The organism is Saccharothrix xinjiangensis, from assembly GCF_039527585.1.
GTDB classification, from domain to species: domain Bacteria; phylum Actinomycetota; class Actinomycetes; order Mycobacteriales; family Pseudonocardiaceae; genus Actinosynnema; species Actinosynnema xinjiangensis.
On sequence record NZ_BAAAKE010000037.1, the window covers coordinates 1 to 18,837 of the forward strand.

At 69.8% G+C, this 18,837-nt stretch carries 13 protein-coding genes and 1 pseudogene; 4 read left to right on the top strand and 10 right to left on the bottom strand.

Annotation, left to right across the window (positions count from 1 at the left end):
* Positions 1-271 precede the first annotated feature (271 nt).
* The 8 genes and pseudogenes from ABD223_RS39615 to ABD223_RS39645 form a co-directional block, all read right to left on the bottom strand.
* Positions 272-1,075 carry a helix-turn-helix domain-containing protein gene (locus ABD223_RS39615; protein ID WP_344042765.1) on the bottom strand — a complete coding sequence of 268 codons (804 nt, stop codon included), beginning with the start codon at positions 1,073-1,075 and terminating at the stop codon, positions 272-274.
* Between the two features lie 301 nt (positions 1,076-1,376).
* The gene (locus ABD223_RS39620; protein ID WP_344042767.1) at positions 1,377-2,381 is read right to left on the bottom strand and encodes an XdhC family protein; all 1,005 of its coding nucleotides are present in this window, start codon (positions 2,379-2,381) and stop codon (positions 1,377-1,379) included.
* 5 nt (positions 2,382-2,386) lie between these two features.
* Positions 2,387-4,414: a xanthine dehydrogenase family protein molybdopterin-binding subunit gene (locus ABD223_RS39625; protein WP_344042769.1), complete on the bottom strand. Its 2,028-nt coding sequence runs from the start codon at positions 4,412-4,414 to the stop codon at positions 2,387-2,389.
* A gap of 123 nt (positions 4,415-4,537) precedes the next feature.
* Positions 4,538-5,518, bottom strand: coding sequence for an FAD binding domain-containing protein (locus tag ABD223_RS39630; RefSeq protein ID WP_344042771.1), 981 nt, complete (start codon positions 5,516-5,518; stop codon positions 4,538-4,540).
* Positions 5,515-6,057, bottom strand: a complete 543-nt coding sequence (locus tag ABD223_RS39635; protein WP_344042773.1) for a (2Fe-2S)-binding protein — start codon at positions 6,055-6,057, stop codon at positions 5,515-5,517. Before ABD223_RS39635 ends, ABD223_RS39630 begins: the two co-directional genes overlap by 4 nt.
* Before the next feature lie 556 nt (positions 6,058-6,613).
* Positions 6,614-7,528, bottom strand: a complete 915-nt coding sequence (locus tag ABD223_RS39640) for an AraC family transcriptional regulator (RefSeq protein ID WP_344042775.1) — start codon at positions 7,526-7,528, stop codon at positions 6,614-6,616.
* A gap of 378 nt (positions 7,529-7,906) precedes the next feature.
* Positions 7,907-8,197: pseudogene (locus ABD223_RS43785) on the bottom strand (IS30 family transposase); the annotation flags it as partial.
* A 288-nt stretch (positions 8,198-8,485) separates the two neighbouring features.
* Complete coding sequence (locus ABD223_RS39645) at positions 8,486-8,692, bottom strand: hypothetical protein (RefSeq protein ID WP_344042777.1); 207 nt, start codon at positions 8,690-8,692, stop codon at positions 8,486-8,488.
* A gap of 605 nt (positions 8,693-9,297) precedes the next feature.
* On the opposite strand from ABD223_RS39645, the gene ABD223_RS39650 reads away from it, so the two are divergent.
* Positions 9,298-10,032 (top strand): hypothetical protein, encoded by a 735-nt coding sequence (locus ABD223_RS39650; protein ID WP_344042779.1) that lies wholly within the window; start codon positions 9,298-9,300, stop codon positions 10,030-10,032.
* A gap of 55 nt (positions 10,033-10,087) precedes the next feature.
* Here the strand turns inward: ABD223_RS39650 and ABD223_RS39655 are convergent, their stop codons facing one another.
* The gene (locus ABD223_RS39655; RefSeq protein ID WP_344042781.1) at positions 10,088-11,923 is read right to left on the bottom strand and encodes a S1 family peptidase; all 1,836 of its coding nucleotides are present in this window, start codon (positions 11,921-11,923) and stop codon (positions 10,088-10,090) included.
* Between the two features lie 132 nt (positions 11,924-12,055).
* Entirely contained in the window at positions 12,056-12,553 is a 498-nt protein-coding gene (locus ABD223_RS39660; RefSeq protein ID WP_344042783.1) for a hypothetical protein, read from the bottom strand.
* Positions 12,554-12,901: 348 nt separating this feature from the next.
* Here ABD223_RS39660 and ABD223_RS39665 point away from each other — a divergent pair, with 348 nt between their 5' ends.
* The 3 genes from ABD223_RS39665 (at position 12,902) to ABD223_RS43790 (ending at position 18,792) form a co-directional block, all read left to right on the top strand.
* On the top strand, positions 12,902-16,486 hold the full coding sequence (locus tag ABD223_RS39665) for a polymorphic toxin type 28 domain-containing protein (protein WP_344042785.1): 3,585 nt from the start codon (positions 12,902-12,904) through the stop codon (positions 16,484-16,486).
* Positions 16,487-16,488: 2 nt separating this feature from the next.
* Positions 16,489-17,052 carry a hypothetical protein gene (locus tag ABD223_RS39670; RefSeq protein ID WP_344042787.1) on the top strand — a complete coding sequence of 188 codons (564 nt, stop codon included), beginning with the start codon at positions 16,489-16,491 and terminating at the stop codon, positions 17,050-17,052.
* A 195-nt stretch (positions 17,053-17,247) separates the two neighbouring features.
* Positions 17,248-18,792, top strand: coding sequence for an integrase core domain-containing protein (locus tag ABD223_RS43790; RefSeq protein WP_425564087.1), 1,545 nt, complete (start codon positions 17,248-17,250; stop codon positions 18,790-18,792).
* Positions 18,793-18,837 lie beyond the last annotated feature (45 nt).

An 18,837-nucleotide genomic window follows, 5' to 3' on the forward strand; every position in this document is an offset into this window, starting at 1 on the left:
AAGCTCGGGATGCGTAGTCCCGACGACTATGAGAAGTCACTCCGAGCAGCTGCCTGAATCTCGTAAGCCCCTGTCCACCGTTCGGGGTGAACCTCATGGGGCTGTCTCAAGCGGCGCGAGGCCGCGCTGGCTAAAACCGCAGTTGAAGGTTGCTCTGACCGACTTCTGGCACTCCGCAGGCCACCTCATCCGTTTCCAGGACGGCCCCAGCGGCATCTTCGTCACAGCCCGTCCGGCGGGCGCAAGCACGAAGTGTGCTGACATCGATCCCTCAGCCGAGCTTGCGGTGATCTTCGGAAATCCGCTCCAGCACGTCGTCGTGCACCGCGAGCCGTTCGAGCCTGCCGAACAGCGCCAGGTATTCCCGCACGTCGTGGAGGTCGGTGATGGTCGCGTTGCCGGTCAGCACGTTCAACGTCACCACCCGCTCGTCGTAGACCTGGAACCCGTGTACGGCGATCATGTTCGCGTCCGCTGTCCACGGCACCACACCTACTTGGACGTTCGGCTTGGTCGCGACCGACAGGATGTGGTCACTCTGCTCGCACATCAGGCTGGCGGGCCCCATCCGCCACCGCAGTGCACTTTCCGTGAGCAGGAAGAAGTACCTCTTGCCGAGGTCGTCCATGCGTGCGCGTCGGGCATGCAGGGTGGCCCTGGCGGCGTCCTGTTCGTGCGGCGGCAGCGTGTTCAACACGACGCGCAGGTAGTTCTCGCTCTGCAGCAGCGCGGGCACGCCCGCGTTCTGGAAGAAACGGCCGGCGGTGGCACGGGCCTCGATACGGGCCACGGTCTGTTGGTGTCGTTGCGCCCCGCGGTGAAGCACCACGCGGCGGGTCTTCGCTTCCGTGTACAGCTGCCGGGCCAGTTCCACCAGCCTCGACCGGAGCTCCCGGGTCGCGGACAACTCGGCCGTCAACCGCTCGACGTCGGTCACGGACGGGAGGAGCATGCCGTTCTCGATCTTCGGCAACTTGGATTGGCTCATCCCGACGACGCGCGCTGTGACCGTGCCGGTCATCCGGGCCTCGATGCGCAGCCGCCGAAGCTCGCCCGCGAGCTCCTCCCTGTTCAACCGCGACCTCGACGCCTTGGCAGCCTCCAGGTCGTCCCCGTCCCTGACCACGACGACGACATCGGCGACACCGCCGGTCGAGTGTTCCGCCTGACGCGGGAGGAATGCGAAGGCAGGACTTGTCGCGCGCGCGCCAGTCGAGGTGCCGTCCGGGACGGCAGGCGCGCCGTGGCGGATGTACCGAAATCAACGACAGACCCCGTAAGATCCACGACCGGAGGAAGCCCGGCGAGGTACTCGCCGAACTCCTCGAATCAGATGCTTCCACCGCCTGAGCTCACCCCGCAGTCGCCCACCGTGCTCAGGTCACAGCAGATCCTGAGCACGACGCCGGCACCACCGCCCTGATCTGCGTTCGGACCTCGCGCAGCCGCTGCCCGGATCGCGCGTTGCCCACCGCCACCACCTCGGCGAGGATCGACAGGGCGGTCTCGGCGAGTGATGTCCCACCGAGGTCGAGGCCGGCCGGGCCGCTCAGGCGGTCCAGGCCGGAGGTTCCGGCGAGTCGTCGCAGCCGCTGGGCATGGGTGGCCCGGCTGCCCAGCGCGGCGACGTGTCCCGCTCCGCCCTCCAGCGCCGCGCGGATGGCGCGGTCGTCGATGCGGGGGTCGTGCGTCAAGGTGACGACGGCGTCCTCGGCCCGGAGCCGGTTGCCGGCGATCCACTCGTCCGGCCACGCGCGAACGACCTCGCAGGTGGTGGGAACCGCTCCGGACGTGACGTGATCGGGGCGCGGATCCAGGACGACCACTCTGCGGTGCAGGGATTCCGCCATCCTCGCGATGGTCGCGGCGAGGTCGGTGGCGCCGACCAGGACGAGCGTGCTGCGCGGCCTCAACTCCTCCACGAACACGGAACCGCCATCACCGGACGGCGGCCGCGCGGCGGTGGTCGTCACCGACCACGAGTACGGCGGCTCGAGCCCGATGCGCACCGCCAGCAGCCGGTCATCCGCCAATGCGGAGGTGATCGCGGCCCGCACCGGGGCGTCGGGAGCGCGGGTGAGCAGCACCTGGAGCTCACCCGCGCACGCCGGGGTTTCCTCCCACGGCATCAGGTGTGCGCTCGGGGAGACCGTCGTCACCCGGGGCGCGGCGCCGTCGAGCACGGCGCGCGCCGCGTCGAGGACGATGCCCTCGACGCAACCCCCTGATACCGAGCCGCGCCACGTGCCGTCCTCGGCGATCGCCATCGTGGCGCCCAGCGGCCGGGCACCCGGGCCGTCGCGACCCACCAGGCGGGCCAGTACGACCTCCTGCCCCGCGTCGTGCTTGACCTGTACGAATGGCCAGATCTCCCGCAGCACGGCCGTCAGTCCTCGATGACGCGGTCGAGCCGGATCGGCAGCTCCCGGTGGCGTTTGCCGGTGGCGTGCCAGACGGCGTTCGCGATGGCCGCGGCGACGGCCACCGTGCCGATCTCCCCCGGCCCCTTCAGCCCGAGCGGGTCGTCGGGCTCGTGGTCTTCGACGAAGTCGGCGTCGATGAACGGCACATCCGCGTTCGCCGCGAAGTGGTAGCCGGCGAAGTCGGCGTTCACCTGCCTGCCGCTGACCTCGTCGCGCACGACCTCCTCCAGCAGCGCGATGGACAGACCCATGATCATGCCGCCGGTGAGCTGGCTGCGGACCATCAACGGGTTCACCACGCGCCCGACCGCGAACCGCCCGACCAGCCTGCGCACCCGCACCTCTCCGGTGGCGGGGTCGACGGCCACCTCGGCGAACACGGCGCTGTAGGAGTGCCGTTCGCGGTGCGGCCGCGACATGATTTCCTCGGTGGTGTCGGAAGTGACGGACACCGGCAGCGCGGGCCCCGACTCGAGCTGCTCGAGCAGGTCCCTCGCCGCCGCGACGATCGCCCAGCCCCACGAAGTCGTGCCCAGCGATCCACCGGCCTGCCAGGCCGGGCCGATGGCACTGTCGCCGATCCTCAGCCGAATCCTGTCCCAGCCGACGCGGAGCGCGTCGGCGGCGATCGCGTGCAACGCCGTGCGCGCGCCTGTGCCGATGTCGATCGCCGCGATGGCCACGGTGAACGTGCCGTCCTGCTCGGCGGTGATCGTCGCCGACGACGGGAAGGCGGTGGTGAGGAACGACGTGCCGGCCATGCCGGTGCCGATCAGCAGGTGACCCTCCCGGCGACGGCGCGGCCGGTGGTCTCGGCCGGCCCATCCGAACCGGCGCGCACCCTCGGACATGCAGAGCTGGAACTTCCGACTGGTGAACGGCAGACCGGACACCGGCCCGACCTCCGGTTCGTTGCGTCGCCGCAGCTCCAGCGGGTCCATGCCCAGCCGCTCCGCCAGCTCGTCCACCGCGGACTCCAGCGCGAAGGACCCCGGCGCAGTCCCCGGCGCGCGCACCGAGGCGACCGGCAGGATGTTCAGCGGCACCACGTTGAGCCTGGTGCGGATCGCGTTGGCGGCGTAGAGGGTCTTGGCGATCTCCACGCAGTTCTCGATGAACTCGGACTTGCCGGAGATCTCGAAGGCGGCCTCGTGGCCGATCGCCCGCAGCCTGCCGTCACGGTCGGCGCCCAGCCGCACGCGCTGGTCGGTGCGCGGGCGCGCGGACGTCGCCAGGAACACCTCCTCCCTCGTCAAGGCGACGCGCACCGGGCGGTGGAAGAGCATGGTGGCCATTGTCGCGAGGATCAGTTGCGGGCCGAGTCCTGTCTTCGACCCGAAGCCGCCGCCGACCTGCTCAGCCTGGACGCGGACGTCGGACAGCGACTTGCCGAACAGCGTCGCGAGTTGCGCCGCGATGCCGTACGGCGCCTGGTTCGAGTCGATCGCGCGCAGCACGGCGCCTTCCAGCCAGGCCGTCGCCGCGTGCGGTTCCATCGCACAGGCGTGCTGGGCGGGCGTGGTGTAGCTCTCGTCCACCACCACTGCGGACGCGGCCAGTTCGGCGTCCAGGTCGCCCTTGTTCGCATCCGGGCCGAACGCGGCCAACGCGGGCCGCGCCGCCGGGTGGCCCGCGGAGAACGCGACGTCGTGCGGCTGCTCCACATAGGACACGCGAAGCCGCTCGGCCCCGGCACGGGCCTGCTCGTGAGTTTCCGCCACGACGAGCGCGACCGGCCAACCACCGTGGGCGATCTGGTCGTCTTGCAGCAGCTGCAACTGGCCGTCCGGACCGAAGAAGGGCGAACCGGCCTCCGGGTTGACCCGCGGCGCGTTGCGGTGGTCGATCACACCGATCACACCGGGCGACGCGAGTGTCGCACTGATGTCGATGGCGGTGATGCGGCCACTGGCGATCGTCGCGGTGACGACCGCGCCGTGAGCGAGCCGCTCGATCGGGACATCGCCGACGTAGCGGGCCTTGCCGCTCACCTTGTCGCGGCCTTCGACCCTGGTACGTGGCGTGCCGATCGCATGCCCGGACAACCCGGGAACCTCGGCACCCGTGCTCTCGAGCACCTGTGGATGTGTGTTCACCTTGTCGCTCCCATCCGGTCAGTGGACGATCTCGGTCAGCACGGACTGGATGAGGTTGCGTGCCAGTCTAATCTTGTATCCGTTGTGCGGCAGAGGTTTTGCCGCGTCGAGCTCCGCCTCGGCCGCGGCGCGGAACCGCTCGGGGGAGGCCGGGCCGCCGCGCAGCTCCTCCTCGGCGATCCTCGCCCGCCACGGGTGCGAGGCGACGCCGCCCAGCGCGATGCGCACCTCACGCACCTGGCCCGAGCGCACCACCAGATCCGCTGCGACGGACACGGTGGCGAAGGCGTATGACGCGCGTTCGCGCACCTTGCGGTACCGCGACCGTTCTCCTGCGGCGGCACCGGGAAGCGTCACGGAGGTGATCAGGGCGCCGTCGGGAAGCGTCGTCTCCAGGTGCGGCGTGTCGCCGACCGGGCGGTAGAACCGCGAGATCGGGATCTCCCCTTCGCCGTCCAGCGTTTCGTAGTGCACGACCGCGTCGAACAACATCATCGGTACCGCCATGTCCGACGGGTTCGTGGCGACGCAGGCCGGTGACGCGCCGAGGATGGCGTGGTTGTGGTGCACGCCTGCCAGGGCGGCGCAGCCACTGCCGGGCAGCCGCTTGTTGCACGCTGACGACAGATCGGCGAAGTAGGTGCACCTGGTGCGCTGCAACAGGTTCCCCGCCACCGTCGCCATGTTGCGCAGCTGCCCGGACGCGCCGGCCAGCACCGCCTGGGACAGTGCCGGATAGCGGCGCCGGATCTCGGGATGAGCAGCGGCGTCGCTGTTCGTCGTCGTCGCACCGATCACCAGGTCACCGTTGCGGGCCTCGTGGACGCCGGCGAGCGGCAGAGCACGTACGTCGACCAGACGATCAGGTGTCTCGACACCGCGCTTCATCAGGTCGACGAGATTCGTGCCGCCCGCCAGGAACCGGGCGTTCCCCCGTCCCACCACGGAGGTCAGCGCATCGTGGACCGCGGTCGCGCGGCTGTAGGCGAACTCCTTCACCTGCTCACCTCTTCACATTCGACGGCTTCGAGAACGGCGCGCACGATCGACGGGTAGGCGCCGCAGCGGCACAGGTTCCCGCTCATCCGCTCGCGCACCTCATCGGCGTCGAGGGGCCGATGTGGCTGGTCAGGTGAGAGGTCGGGGGTAACGGCACTCGGCCATCCCGCCGCGTGCTCGGCCAGCACCCCGACGGCCGAGCACAATTGACCAGGAGTGCAGAACCCGCACTGGAGTCCGTCGAGCCGCACGAACGCCTCCTGGACCGGCCGCAGCTCGTCGTTCACGGCGAGCCCTTCAACCGTGACGACCTCGGCACCCTCCGCCGCGACCGCGAGCGTCAGGCACGACACCACGCGCCTGCCGTCCACCAGCACCGTGCACGCACCGCACTGGCCGGAGTCACATCCCTTCTTCGAACCGGTGTGCCGCGTGTCCTCCCGCAACGCGTCGAGCAGCGTTCTGCGGTTGTCGACGGTGAGCCGATGCGTGGTCCCGTTGACGTGCAACGATATGTCACTTCGAGCGTCGTTGGTCATCGCGCTCTTCCCTTCGCCTGGTCCGATCGAAAACAACGGGCGAGGCCCGAGAGGAGCTTGGTGCTCTCGAACTCCTGCCTGGACGTGCTGGATCCGGCCACGCCGATATGTGCAGCTGCGGCATCTGTCGGCCTGACGAGCAGCAGCGCGGCGTTGCAGATCAGGAGGACATCAGGCGACGCACCGGCTCCGAAGCCGAGCGCCACCGACAGCGCCTCGCGCGGGCCGGGCGGGAGGCGGTTCCAGAGCCGCGCACAGGCGGCAGCAACTGGTTGAGACCGGAGCAGCTGACGTCGGCCTCGAACTCCTACCCGGACACCGCCGCTCTGTCGCACGAGGTCGAGGAACCCGGTAATCCGTGCCGGCTCGTCATGACGCCCGAACAGTTCGACATCGACCCCTCGTCACTTCACGCGCCCGTCTTTGCTCGCCGGTCACCAGCCGGCCGCGAACCGTCTTCAGGTGCCTCTGTCCGGGGAGGCTATAGCGAGTCCCCGCGGCAGGGCCCGTCAGCGGAGCAAGCGGGCAGGATCGAGCAAGAAGTCGCGAGTTCTGTTCAACCGTCGCGAGAAGTGCCGGGTGCACCGGTTCGGGCGTTCGCGCCCAGGCGGACCGCGTCCCGGCGCGGTGGGTCACCGAACTGCCGGCGGTACTCGCGGCTGAACTGGGCGGGGCTCTCGTAGCCGACCTGGCGGCTGATCCCGGCGATGTCGCCGGGATTCGCGGCGAGCAGCAGCCTGGCGTGCTGAAGGCGGATCTGCTTCTGGTACTGGATGGGGCTCATCGAGGTGACGGCCTGGAAGTTGCGGTGGAACGCGGAGACGCTCATGCCCGCCCTCTGCGCCACCTCCTCGACGCGGAAGGGCAGCGCGTAGTTGTCGCGGATCCACTGGACGGCCCTGGCGATGTGGCTGAGCCTGCTGTCGGGCAGGCCGAACTGGCGCAGGGTGTTGCGCTGCTCACCGGTGAGCAGCCGCCAGATGATCTCCCGCTTGATCAGGGGCGCGAGCACAGGGATGTCGCGGGGCTGGTCGAGCAGCCGCAGGAGGCGGACGACGGCATCGAGCAGTTCGGCGGAGGCGGTGCTGACGGCCAGACCGGCCGGCGCGCCGGCCGGGATTTCCGGCAGTTCCCCGGTATTCGCGGCCAGCAGCACCTCGGTGACCGCAGTCGGCCGCAGGTCCAGACCGAAGCCGAGCGCGGGTTCCCCCGGACTGGCCCGGATGAACTGCGCGGTCACCGGCAGGTCGACCGAGGCGATGACGTACTCCCCGGCGCGGTACTCGTACAGGCGGTTGCCCAGCGCGAACCGTTTGGTGCCCTGGGCGACGAGTGCCAGCACCTTGCCGTAGGTGGTCGGCGTCGGCGGGCTGGGCCGATCGGCGCGGAAGATGCGCACGGAATCGATGTCCGTGCTCAGATCGAGGCGGGCGTGCCGGGCCAGCAGGGCACGCAACTCGTGGAGGGGCATGGCCGTCATTGAAGCACCGCACAGCCCCATGACCCCGGGGAGCGGCAGAGGCGGGGTTCAGCGGAGACGGACCGAATTCCGCAGGACCACCACGACCCGGCGCGTACCTCGGCGAGGTGCCCGAGTGCACGGCGAACGCCGCACCCCGACGGGTTTCCCGGCGCGGCGGGGTGATCACGTTTCTCGTCCCGTCCTCGTACTCGCACCGGATCGCGCACGATGCGATCATCAACCGCGGCCCGGCACCGGCCGTGCCGTGCACCGCGATCGCCGACGCCGGTCACAGCGTCGAGATCCGGTCCGAGGACGCCGGGATCCTGCCCCTGCCCACGAGGCCCCAGCGCTGCTGCGGTGTGGCGCAGGTGATCTCGGCACGCGGCGCATTCCCGGGTCGCCGTCGTGGCGCAGGCGCAGGTGGCCGATGATCTGCCCGGGCGACCACTCCTCACCCAGCAGCGCCACCACCTCCTCCCTCGATCCAGGACGACGGGCGAGCAGGCACGGCTTGGGGCGCCTGGCCCGCACTGCGGTGCTTGAGCACGGTGAACACCGAACCGGGCGGCTTGCCGATCCCACGGCGACGAGTCTGATCGACTCCCCGGCTTTTCACCTCCGCCACAGGTCGGCCTTCATCTCGTCCGACATTCCCGGCCGACCCGGTCTCGTCAGGTACACCCACCTCAACCAGCACTGTTGCTCCGGCCGGTTGGGCAAGGTCACGAGTACGGACGTCCCAGGTGACGACCGCGCCGCCGCAGGCGTCATCGGTCAGCGGCACGCAGCCCGTCACATGAGCCGCATCACTGCGTCGTGACCGAGTGCCGCGTGGGGTGTAGTGGGCCCTGCTCAACGGGATCGCCACGCCCCGATCGCCCGCCACCGCGCGAACGGGCCGCACCCGATTCCGGTCGGCGTGGTTCCCGGCGGCCCCCTCCGACCGCCGGGAACCACGCACCGTCACAGGCCGGTGATCAGGACTTGGGAGGTGTCGTCGGGGGTGGCGGCGATGGCGGCCTTCTCGCCCTTGGCCGGTACCTGCTGGTTGCTCGCGTTGAGCGCGTAGAACGGGGTCCGCGATCCGTCCGCGTTGCGGGCGCGGTGGTAGACGGTGTCATCCTCCCCGATGGCGACGGCCTGGGCACTGTTGTCCGGTAGCCCCGCCATGTCGACATCGCGGGCCTGGAGACCCAGCCCCTGGAAGCCGGTCGCCGTCACCGGGTGACAGGTCGGAGCGCACTCGGTGGTCTGGTGCGGGGCGCAACCGATGGCGATCGGACCGGGACTGCCGGGCGAGACGCTGTGCCTGCCGACAACTACATCCATGCAGCTTGAAGCCGTGTGCAGCTTGCAGGGCCGAAGTACTCGTGGGTGCGGCCGCAGGTCCACCTCGCCGTCCGCCGACACGGCATGACGACCGGCTGTGCCGCTCCGACCGGCCTACCTGAGCGTGACCAACGCCTTCGCACTGCTGCGCCTGCTGCCCATGAGCGACCGGGACGAGGACACGGAGATCCTGGCGCTACGGCACCAGATCACCGTCCTGCAGCGCCACTCGGTGACGCCCGCCCTCGGTTTTTCCCCGCCGACCGGGCCTTCCTCGCGGCCCTGCCGCACCGACTCCCGGCGCACACGCTTCGTCGACTCCGACTACTGGTGCGCCCGGAAACGGTCCTGCGCTGGCACTGAGACCTCCTCGCACGTCGCCACGCTGCCAGGCCCACCCCAAGCGACCCGGCCGACCACGGACCATCCGCTCGATCCGCCTTCTCGTGCTGCGCCTGGCGCGGGAGAACCCCACTTGGGGCTACCGCCGCATCCACGGAGAACTCCTCGTCCTCGGCATCACAGTCGCCGCCTCCACCGTCTGGCGAATCCTCGAAGACGCCGGGATCGACCCCGCTCCCGAGCGCACCTCGACGACCTGGCCGGCCTTCCTCCGCTCGCAGGCCGACGCTCTACTGGCCTGTGACTTCTTCGAGACCACCACCCTGGGCGGCACCCGCCTGTACGTGCTCGCGGTGATCGAGCACGCCAATCGCCGGATCAGGGTCCTCGGCGCCACTGCACACCCGACCACGTCCTGGGTCACCCAAGCCGCCAAAAACCTCGTCATGGACCTCGAGGACGCGGGCAGTCGCGCACGATTCCTGATCCGCGACCGCGACGACAAGTACCCCGCACTGTTCGACGCCATCCTCGCCGAAGCCGGCATCCAGGCCATCCTCACCGGAATCAGCAGCACCTGCTCCGCGCGCTGCACGAGTACGAGCGGTACTACAACACCCACCGGCCCCACCAGGGCATCGACAACGCCCGACCACTACAACCACTGCCACAACCAGCCCCCGATCAGGCGACCCTCACCCGCCTCGACATCCGCCGTCGGCAACGACTGGGCGGCATCCTCAACGAGTACCACCACGCCGCCTGACCTGCACGGACGACATTTTCGGCAAGCACAGGGCCGGGCAGGTCGTCGCAGACCAGCATGCCGACCGCACTGACGACGACGGCCTGCCCCCTCCAGACATGGAGGGGGCAGGCCGTCGTCGTCAGTGCCTAACGGGTGTAGTAGCCCTGCATGTCGACTACCACGTGCGTTGTGCCTACGGAGTTGCGGATGTCCACCAGCGCGCCCGACCCGAGTCTGACGGTGGACGCGTTGGACGTGATCTCCCCTCCGCTGATGTTCATGGTCGATGGTTGGCCGGCGAACGGGACGTCGTGCGACCAAGCCGTGATCACCGTGTTGCCGGAGGGCTGTACGCCGGTGAGGTTGAAGGCCGCCGCCGTGGCCTGCGCCGGCAGCCCGTTCACCGGGAGGGTCATGATCTCGCCCGGAGTCAGCGCACGGGGGTGCGGCGACTCGGGGTTGCGGGTGTCGACGATCCGGGTCGGCGTCGGCAGTGCCACGAACCTGCTGCCGCTGTCGCCCGGGACGAAGTAGCCCAATACCGAGACCAGCACGTGCGCCTGTCCGAAGTGGAGGAAGACGCGGATCGCGCCGTCGCTGCCGATCGGCACGATCGACTGGGCCGCCCGGTCCTCACCCGCCTCGACGTTCAGTGTCGAGCCACTGCGTTCACCTTGGCCGAAGACCGTGAAGAAGCTGCCGTGCGTGCTCTCGGTCCCGGTCACGTTCACCGCGACCGCAACCGCGTTGGACGGCACGTCCGCCACGCCGCGGATGGGCAGGGTGAACGTTTCGCCACCCGTGAACGGGCGTTGGTGGCCACCGGTGGCGGTGCGCGTGTCGAGCACCAGCGCCGCGCTGTCCTTCGGCTGGTAGGTCGACGCACCGGAGGCGCTGTAGTAGCCGAGCAGGTCCACCAGAGCGTGGATCGTTCCCGCGTTGTTCCGGATCCTGATCTTGCGGTCGGTGCCGACCGGGACCACAGCCATGACCGCGGCCGGGCGGGTCGGCGGGATGTTCAGGTTCGACGACGTGGGCAGGGTGTCGCCGTAGGCGGTGAGGAACGTGTGCGTCGAGGCGTCGACACCGGTCAGGTTCACCGCGACCGCGCTCGCCCCGGCGGGCAAGTCCGGGATGGTCAGGGGCACGATCTCGCCCGCGGTCAGGACCTGCGGGTGGCCGCCGGTCGGGCCGCGGGTGTCCAGCAGTCGCGTCGGAGTGGCGAGCGCGGTGTAGGCGTCGCCGCGGAGCCGCTGACCGATCCAGCTCGCGATGTCGTCGACGCGGGTCTCGGTCGCCCCTTGCCGGGTTTCCGTCGAGTCCAGGCAACCGGCCTGCCACGAGGTGTGGTGCACGGCGATCAATTCGACCGTGCCGTTGCGCTCACGAAGCGTCGGGCCGCCCGCGTCGCCCTTGCACGTGGTCGTCGTGGTCTGCGGGTTTCCGACGACCGCCAACGTGTTGGCGGTCATCGACTGGACCGAAACCGTCGCGCTGTGCAGTTTCCCGGGCACCCAGTCGACGTTGGTACGGCCATATCCGGCGATGCGCAACAACTCGCCCGTCGTGGGCGGGGAACTGCCGATGGCGACCGGGGCGATGTCGGCGATCGGCGTGGCCAGCTTCGCCAACGCCACGTTCCGGTCCGTCCGGAACAGCAGGTCGACCACGGACACGGCGTGGCCACCGGTGCCGTTCTGGTCGGCGCGGCCGACGATCGCCGTCGCGGCGACCTTCGGGGGACCGGCCTGCCCCGCGTTCTCCGGGAAGCAGTTCGCCGCAGTGATCACCCACTGCGGGGCGATCAATGCGCCACTGCACCCGTGGGCGCCCCCGACCTCCAGTTTCACCGCGAACGCGTAAGTGCCGTCCGCGACCGCGCCGCCACCGCTGACTGCGGCTCCCGGCACCGCGGCGAGCAGACCCGCCGCCGTGACGAGGGCGAGCAGTCCGGCGGCTCGCCGAAGTCCCGGGCGGCTCATGCGCACACCCGGAGTTCGAGCGCGGTGACCCCGCCGCCGGCCGGCACAACGGAAACACAACAAGTTCGCACGGTTCCCCCATGAACAGCTTTGCCGAGAATTGATGACGCCATCCCCGCGGTCGACCGACCCTTACCTGGTCGCATTGAACTCGATCAACGATCCGGGAGTTCCGGTGACGCCTTCGCCGATCGCGGTGAGTCCGTTCTTGCGAATCGGCGTGTTGTGGACGGACCCGTCTTCGGCGCGCCACGTTGCCACGACGTTGTAATCGTTTCCATACACCAGGAACGCCTCGGGCAGTTCCATCACGATCTGACCCTCGACGCCGACGATCTTAAAGCAGAAGAAGTTGCGGCCCTGCGGGAAGGCCGTGCTCTCGACTTTCAGCTGGTTCGCGTTGTCCGCGCACTCGACGAACAGGATGTGCCCGTCACCCTTCTTGAGCTTGATGCCGCGCTCGGCCTCGATGGCCGCGGCACCGGGGTAGTCGTAAGTCTCCACCAGCGACGGCTGAGAATCCTCGGCCGGTGCGGCGGCACCACCGGTCGCGGCGGCGGAAGCGCCGAGCAGTAATGCGCAGACGGCGCCAATCACACCGACAACGAGCGTGCGAGAACGAGCCCTCACCGGACCTCCCAGATCAGCGCACGCGGTCTTGGATGATCAACCGCACGCGGAACGCGCCCCAGTTGCGCCACCACCGTTCGGGCGCTGCCCCAGATAATGGGCCAACGGCGACCGGAAGCCAATCTTCTATGTCGTGCGTCACATTGTGTAACGAACCCGCACGTTTGCCAACGAAGGGCGTTTGCTCTATAGATTCCAGAAGGGGGAAATTGAAGACCTCGGCTAGGTCGGCAGTGGCCCCCTGCTCAACCAGCCAATGACTCCGGGGGTCCGATGAGACGAACAGAAATCGGCAGGCGGCTACGGCCATTCGGCACAGCCGTCATCGCGACCGCATTGGCTCTCGGCGTGGTGATCGCGCCGACCGCGTTCGCCCAGGACGAGGTCGTCGTTCCGCTCACCGATCGCATGAAGATCGTGCAGGCCATGCGCGCGGGTGGTCCCGTGGTCCAACGCACCGCAGAAGCCGCGCTGCTCGGGTCCGAGGCGGACGTTCGCGAGTACCTGGCCAACGGCAGGCAGACGGCGTCGGTGCACGACGACCGCCTGCGCGCGGCGCGGATCATCGCGATCAGCGGGCGCAAGGTCCGCGAAGCCGCCGCGCAGGCGCTGTCCGGAACGCCGGAGCAGCTCTCCGAGTTCCTGAAGAACGGCTGGCAGGCGCCGCTGGCGCAGGACCAGCGCGTCCAGATCACGCAGATCATGAACGCGGCCGGGCCCGTCGTCCGCCGCACCGCGAAACAGGCCCTGGACGGCACCGACTCCGACCGGCAGCTGTTCCTGCGTGTCAGCCAGTTCCCGGCTCGGGAGCAGGACAACCGGCTCAAGGTCACCCAGATCATGAACGCGGGCGGCGCCGAGGTGAAGCGCACCGCGGAGATCGCGCTGTTGGGCACGGCCGACGACATCCGCGAGTACATCGAGGTTGGTCAGCACGTCGCACGTGAACGCGACCAGGAAGTGCTGACCGTCTCCCAACTCGTCGAACTCGCCCGGGAAGCAGGCGCCACCGCGGCGCTGGAGACCGAGAAGGCGAAGGAGGCTTCCGAGCAGGCGGTGCAGGCCGCCGCGCTCGCGAAGGAAGCCGCCGAGCGCGCCGCGCGGGAGACCGCGGCCGCACGGGACAACGCGAACGAGGCTTCCGCTGCCGCCGGACGCGCGGCTGACGCGGCCAGTGGCGCCGCAAAGGCCGCCAACGTCGCGATCGGCGCCGCCGAGTCGGCGAACAACGCCGCTCGCGTCGCCGCCAACGCCGCGGCGCGGGCCGCGAGCGCCGCGACACTCGCGAATCACGCCGCGACGCGCGCCTCCCATGCCGCGGCTGCCGCGGCGACGAACGCCAACGACGCGTCGGCCGCACGTCAGGCCGCGCAGGCCGCGCGCGATGTCGCAGCGGGCGCGAAGCTCGCCGCCGACGCCGCGAACGCGGCGGGCAACGCGGCCATCGCCTCGGGCAACGCCGCCAAGGCGGCAGCGGCGGCAGCGGGTAACGCCGACGCCGCGGCGGCCGCGGAGGCCGCGGGGGGCACCGCGCCCCCCGCCGGGGCCACCCCCGCCAAGGCGGCAGGGGCGCCAGGGGGTAACCCCCACGCCGCGGCGGCCGCCGCGGCCGAGGCGGCGAACCAGTCGAACGTGGCGAGCGCGGAAGCGGCACGCGCCCGGAACGCCGCGGCTCAGGCGCGCCAGTACGCGCAGGCCGCCACGCGCGCGGCGAACGAAGCCGATGTGTTGGCCGCGCAGGCCGCGCAGGCCGCGTGGGAAGCACGTGACGCGGCAAACGCCGCCGCACAGCACGCCGAGAACGCGGCAGCCGCCGCCGACGAAGCAGCCGACCACGCCGGTGACGCGGCGGACGCCGCCCGCCGGTCGACCGATGCCGCCAATGCCGCGTCCGCCGCGGCGATCACGGCGACTTCGGCCGCCGAGCGGGCCTCGAAGGTCGAGGAGGCGGCGCGTGCGGCGGACCAGCAGCGACTGGTCACCACGACGGAGCTCAGGACCGCGGAGGCCGCCGCGGCCAAGGCGGAGTACGAGGCGCAGCCCGTCCCGCCGCGGCGGGACGACCTCGAAGACAGCCGAATCGACTCGGACACGCGCAGACTGCTCAACGAAGCGGTCGCACCGGACGCCGCGCGCGAGGTCACGGTGGCCAAGGGCCGCAAGGCGGCTTCCCGGATGATCCGCACCGGTGGCAGTTGGACCCGTGAGGTCGCGTTCGCCGCGCTCGCGGGCACCGAGGACGAGGTGATCGAGTTCGTCCGCAGGCAGCGCGCCGTCGCCGCCGAGCAGGACGACCGCTCACGCGTGTCGCACATCGCCGACAGCGGGGAGATTCCCACGCTCAGGACCGCGGCGGTCACCGCACTGGCCGGCGATGGCGACGCGGTGCGGTCGTTCCTCACCACCCAGCACTACGACGGCAAGTACACCGACGACCGGGTCAAGATCGCGCAAATCGTGAACGCGGGCGGCTCCGCGACCAGGGCCGCGGCGGCGCGCGCCCTCGAAGGCTCGGAACTGGACCAGCACGAGTTCATCCGCACGGGTCAGCACGTCGCCCGGATCCAGGACGAGAGGGCCGCGGCGGCGGCATTCCTCCCGGTGGCGGGGCAGCTGCTGACCGAGGTCGGCGCCGCGGCGCAGATCGCGCTCTCGGGACCGCCGTCGTACGTGACCGAGTTCCTCAACGTGGGCCGCTTCAAGGCCCAGCGCAGGGACAACGATGCGGCCACGCACGCGGCCAGGATCAAGGGCTACGTGGCCGACGCGGCGCAGATCGCGGCGACCGCGCAGTCCGACGCGGCGGAGGCGCAGCGCGTCGCGGCCGTGGCGCGCAATGCCGCCGCCGACGCCGAGCGTCACGCGCAGGAGGCGACGAAGCACGCGGCCCAGGCCGAGGAGTACGCCGAGGAGGCCGAGCAATCCGCGGTGGACGCGCAGAACTGGGCGGAGCAGGCGGCGGCTTCGGCACGCCAGGCCCGTGAAGCCGAGGCGTCGGCCCACCAGGCGGCGAGGGCGGCGGACAATTCGGCCGCGCAGGCCGAGAGCTCCGCGGCGAACGCCAAAGCCAGCGCGGCGCTCGCGAACACGTATGCGGCCCAGGCCCGTGCCTCGGCCGACGCGGCGGGCAAGGACGCGGCGGAGGCTGCAGCCCTCGCCTCGGAGGCGTTGCAGCTCTCGATCGACCTGAGGAACGCCGAGGAGCGGGAGCAACGCGCGCAGGACGCGGCGTTCGAGAACTACGAGGTACCCGACTTCATCAACGAGTTCGAGAACGGGACCGTCACGTTCTACCTCGACGGGCACTGCTACCTGAACGACGTGAAGCTGCCGACCAGGATCGGCACCGGCTCGTGCACCGGCCTCGTGCACGACTTCGACATCTGGCTCGGCTGGGACATCGGCAACGTCGACTTCGAGCGGTTGTCCGCTGACCCGCAGGCCGCCGCGATGCTGCTGAGGCTGTACTGCTCGGACCGCCCCGACGCGTGCGGGCCGGATTTGATCAACCAGTTGGTCACCGTGCCGGTGCCGATACGCATGATCGAAAACGGAGGCGGCAGCGGGTTCGGCAAGTCGATCGGCAGGCTGCTCGGCTGGGCCGCGCACATCCCGAAGTTCGGCAAGATCGCCGCCGGCCCCTTCCGGCAGAAGCTGAACAACATCGCCACGCACATCACCGAGCGCGACCTGCGTGCTGCGGCACGTGAGCTGAAGGGTGAGGTCGTCAAGCGCAAGCCCGACGGCACGCCGTGGGACCACGTGCACGAGGTCCGCGACGCGCAGAACGGCCTGTTGAACGTGATCAGGGAGTCGAAGAAGGTGCTCGACAACCCCGCTCGGAGCGCGGCCGAGAAAGCCGCCGCGCAGGCGGACCTGAGCAGGGCGAGTAGGATGCTGGACCTGTCCGAGCAGTTCGTGCCGAGGAAGTGACCATGAGCATTGACCTCGATGAACTCGTCGAGCGAGCCAAGGAGGGCACGGTCGGCAAGCAGGAGATCGCCGAAGTGGTGCGTGAGCTGGCGTCCACTGAGGACGAGTCCCGGGCGTACCGCCTCCTGTACGTCGTCGGCCGTTCGTCGGCGACGGAGCACGAGGATCTCGTGGCGGGCTTCCTGCGGGGGGATGACGCGGAACTCGCCAAGCTCGCCTTGCAGACCCTGTGCACGTTCTGGGGTCTGACCGAGTCCTACTTGGACTTCGTGCGCGCGTTCCTCGACGGCGTCTCCTGGGACTACTCGGGCGATGTCCAGCTGATCGCGGCCTCCGCGGCGGGCGAGCACCTGCGCGACCACACCGACACCGGACTCCTCGCGCGGCTGGTCGAGCTCGCGTACCCGGAGAACGACAACCCGGTGCTGCGGAGGATGGCGCTGGAAGCGCTCGCCCGCGGGCTCGGCGACCCCGACCGGGAGACGCTCCGCGCGGGCGGCGAAGACCGGGACGGGTGGGCGGCCCGCGTCCTCGCCCGCGCCGAGGACCGGCTCGCCGCCGAATAGCGCTCCACGGGCCTTCGGTTCCACCTCGGTGAGGTGGAACCGAAGGCCCGCGCTGAATGCCCGTGAAGCGGGTCGCCGTGGGAATTGCCGAGGTGGACGGCACTCGCACCGGAGACGTCCCCCTGTGGGGTGCCAGAACTCTGCTCTGGGCGCTGATCTGCGGCGATCGCGCACCACGCGTACTACACGTGTGGTGTGGCGCCACTACTGCTGCACCTGGTCTTCGTCCGGGTCGTCGGCTGGTTGGTCCTGCTCGGCCGGTCATCGGTGGCCAAGGACGTGGAGCTGCCGGTGCTGCGGCACGAAGTCGCCGTACTGCGCCGCACCAACCCCCGCCCGCGACTGGAGTGGGCGGATCGCGCGGTGCTCGCCGCGCTGGTGCGCCAACTCCCCCGGATGCTGCGCGAGCACCGATTGGTGACACCGGGCACCATCCTTCGACGGCACCGGCGCCTGGTCGCGAAGAAGCGGACCCACCCCCACCGCACCGACCGCCCACCGGTCAACGACGCCGTCGTGACGTTGATCGAACGGATGGCCCGGAAGAACGCCGACCAGGGCTACCGCAGGATCCAAGGTGAGCTGCTCAACCTCGGCCACCGGGTAGCCGCCCCAACGGTCCGCCGCATGCTCAAGCGCCTGCGGATACCACCCGCGCCCCAGCGCGACACCGACACCTCCTGGCAACGGTTCCTCCGCGCGCAGGCCGCAAGCATGCTGACCTGCGACTTCTTCCACATCGACTGCACCGTCACCCTCAAGCGCGTGTACGTGTTCTTCGTGATGGACATCGCCACCCGCTACGTCCACATCCTCGGCACCACCACCAACCCCGACGGTCCTTGGACTACCCAGCAGGCCCGCAACCTCCTGATGGACCTCGGCGACCGGGGCAGACGACTTCCGGTTCCTCATCCGGAACCGGACCGGCCAGTTCACCGCCTCGTTCGACGCCGTCTTCCCCGGCGCAGGCATCAAGGTCGTGAAAACTCCACCACGCTGCCCAAGAGCCAACGCCCACGCCGAACGGCCCGTCGGCACCATCAGACGCGAAGCCACCGACCGACTACTCATCCTCAACGAACACCACCTGCGAGCGGTCCCGGACCGCTACGCAGCCCACCACAACCACCGACGACCACACCAAGCACTCCAGCTCGCACCACCACGACCGGACCAACCGATCACGAAGCCGCGCTGCACCTCGATACGCCGCCGACCAGTCCTCGGCGGCCTCACCAACGAGTACGAACCCACAGCCGCCTAACCGCAGGTCAGGCCACATGGCTGACTTTTGGAACCCCACAGGAGTGGACCACGCAGCAGGCCAGGAACCTCGCCGCCGACCTCGGACACCGGACGCAGTCCCCGCACTTCCTTCTCCGCGACCGCGACGGCAAGTACAGCCAGACGTTCGACACCGTCTTCCAGGCCGACGACCTACACGTGATCAAGAGCGCACCACAGGCACCCCGGATGAACGCCCACTGCGAACGGGTCATCGGCACCATCAGACGCGAACTCCTCGACCACATCCTGATCACCGGCGAAGCCCACGCACGACACGTCCTCAAGACCTACGAAGACCACTACAACCGGCACCGACCCCACCAGGCCCGCGACCAACTACCACCCGAAGCCCTACAGCACCCCGCCGCAGCACACGACCTCGACACCCAAAGACCGTACCGCACCCGCATCCTCGGCGGCCTCATCAACGAATACAGACACGCCGCCTGACCAGCAGCGATGACTTTTCGAGCGGCACACGATCCCGGAACTCCC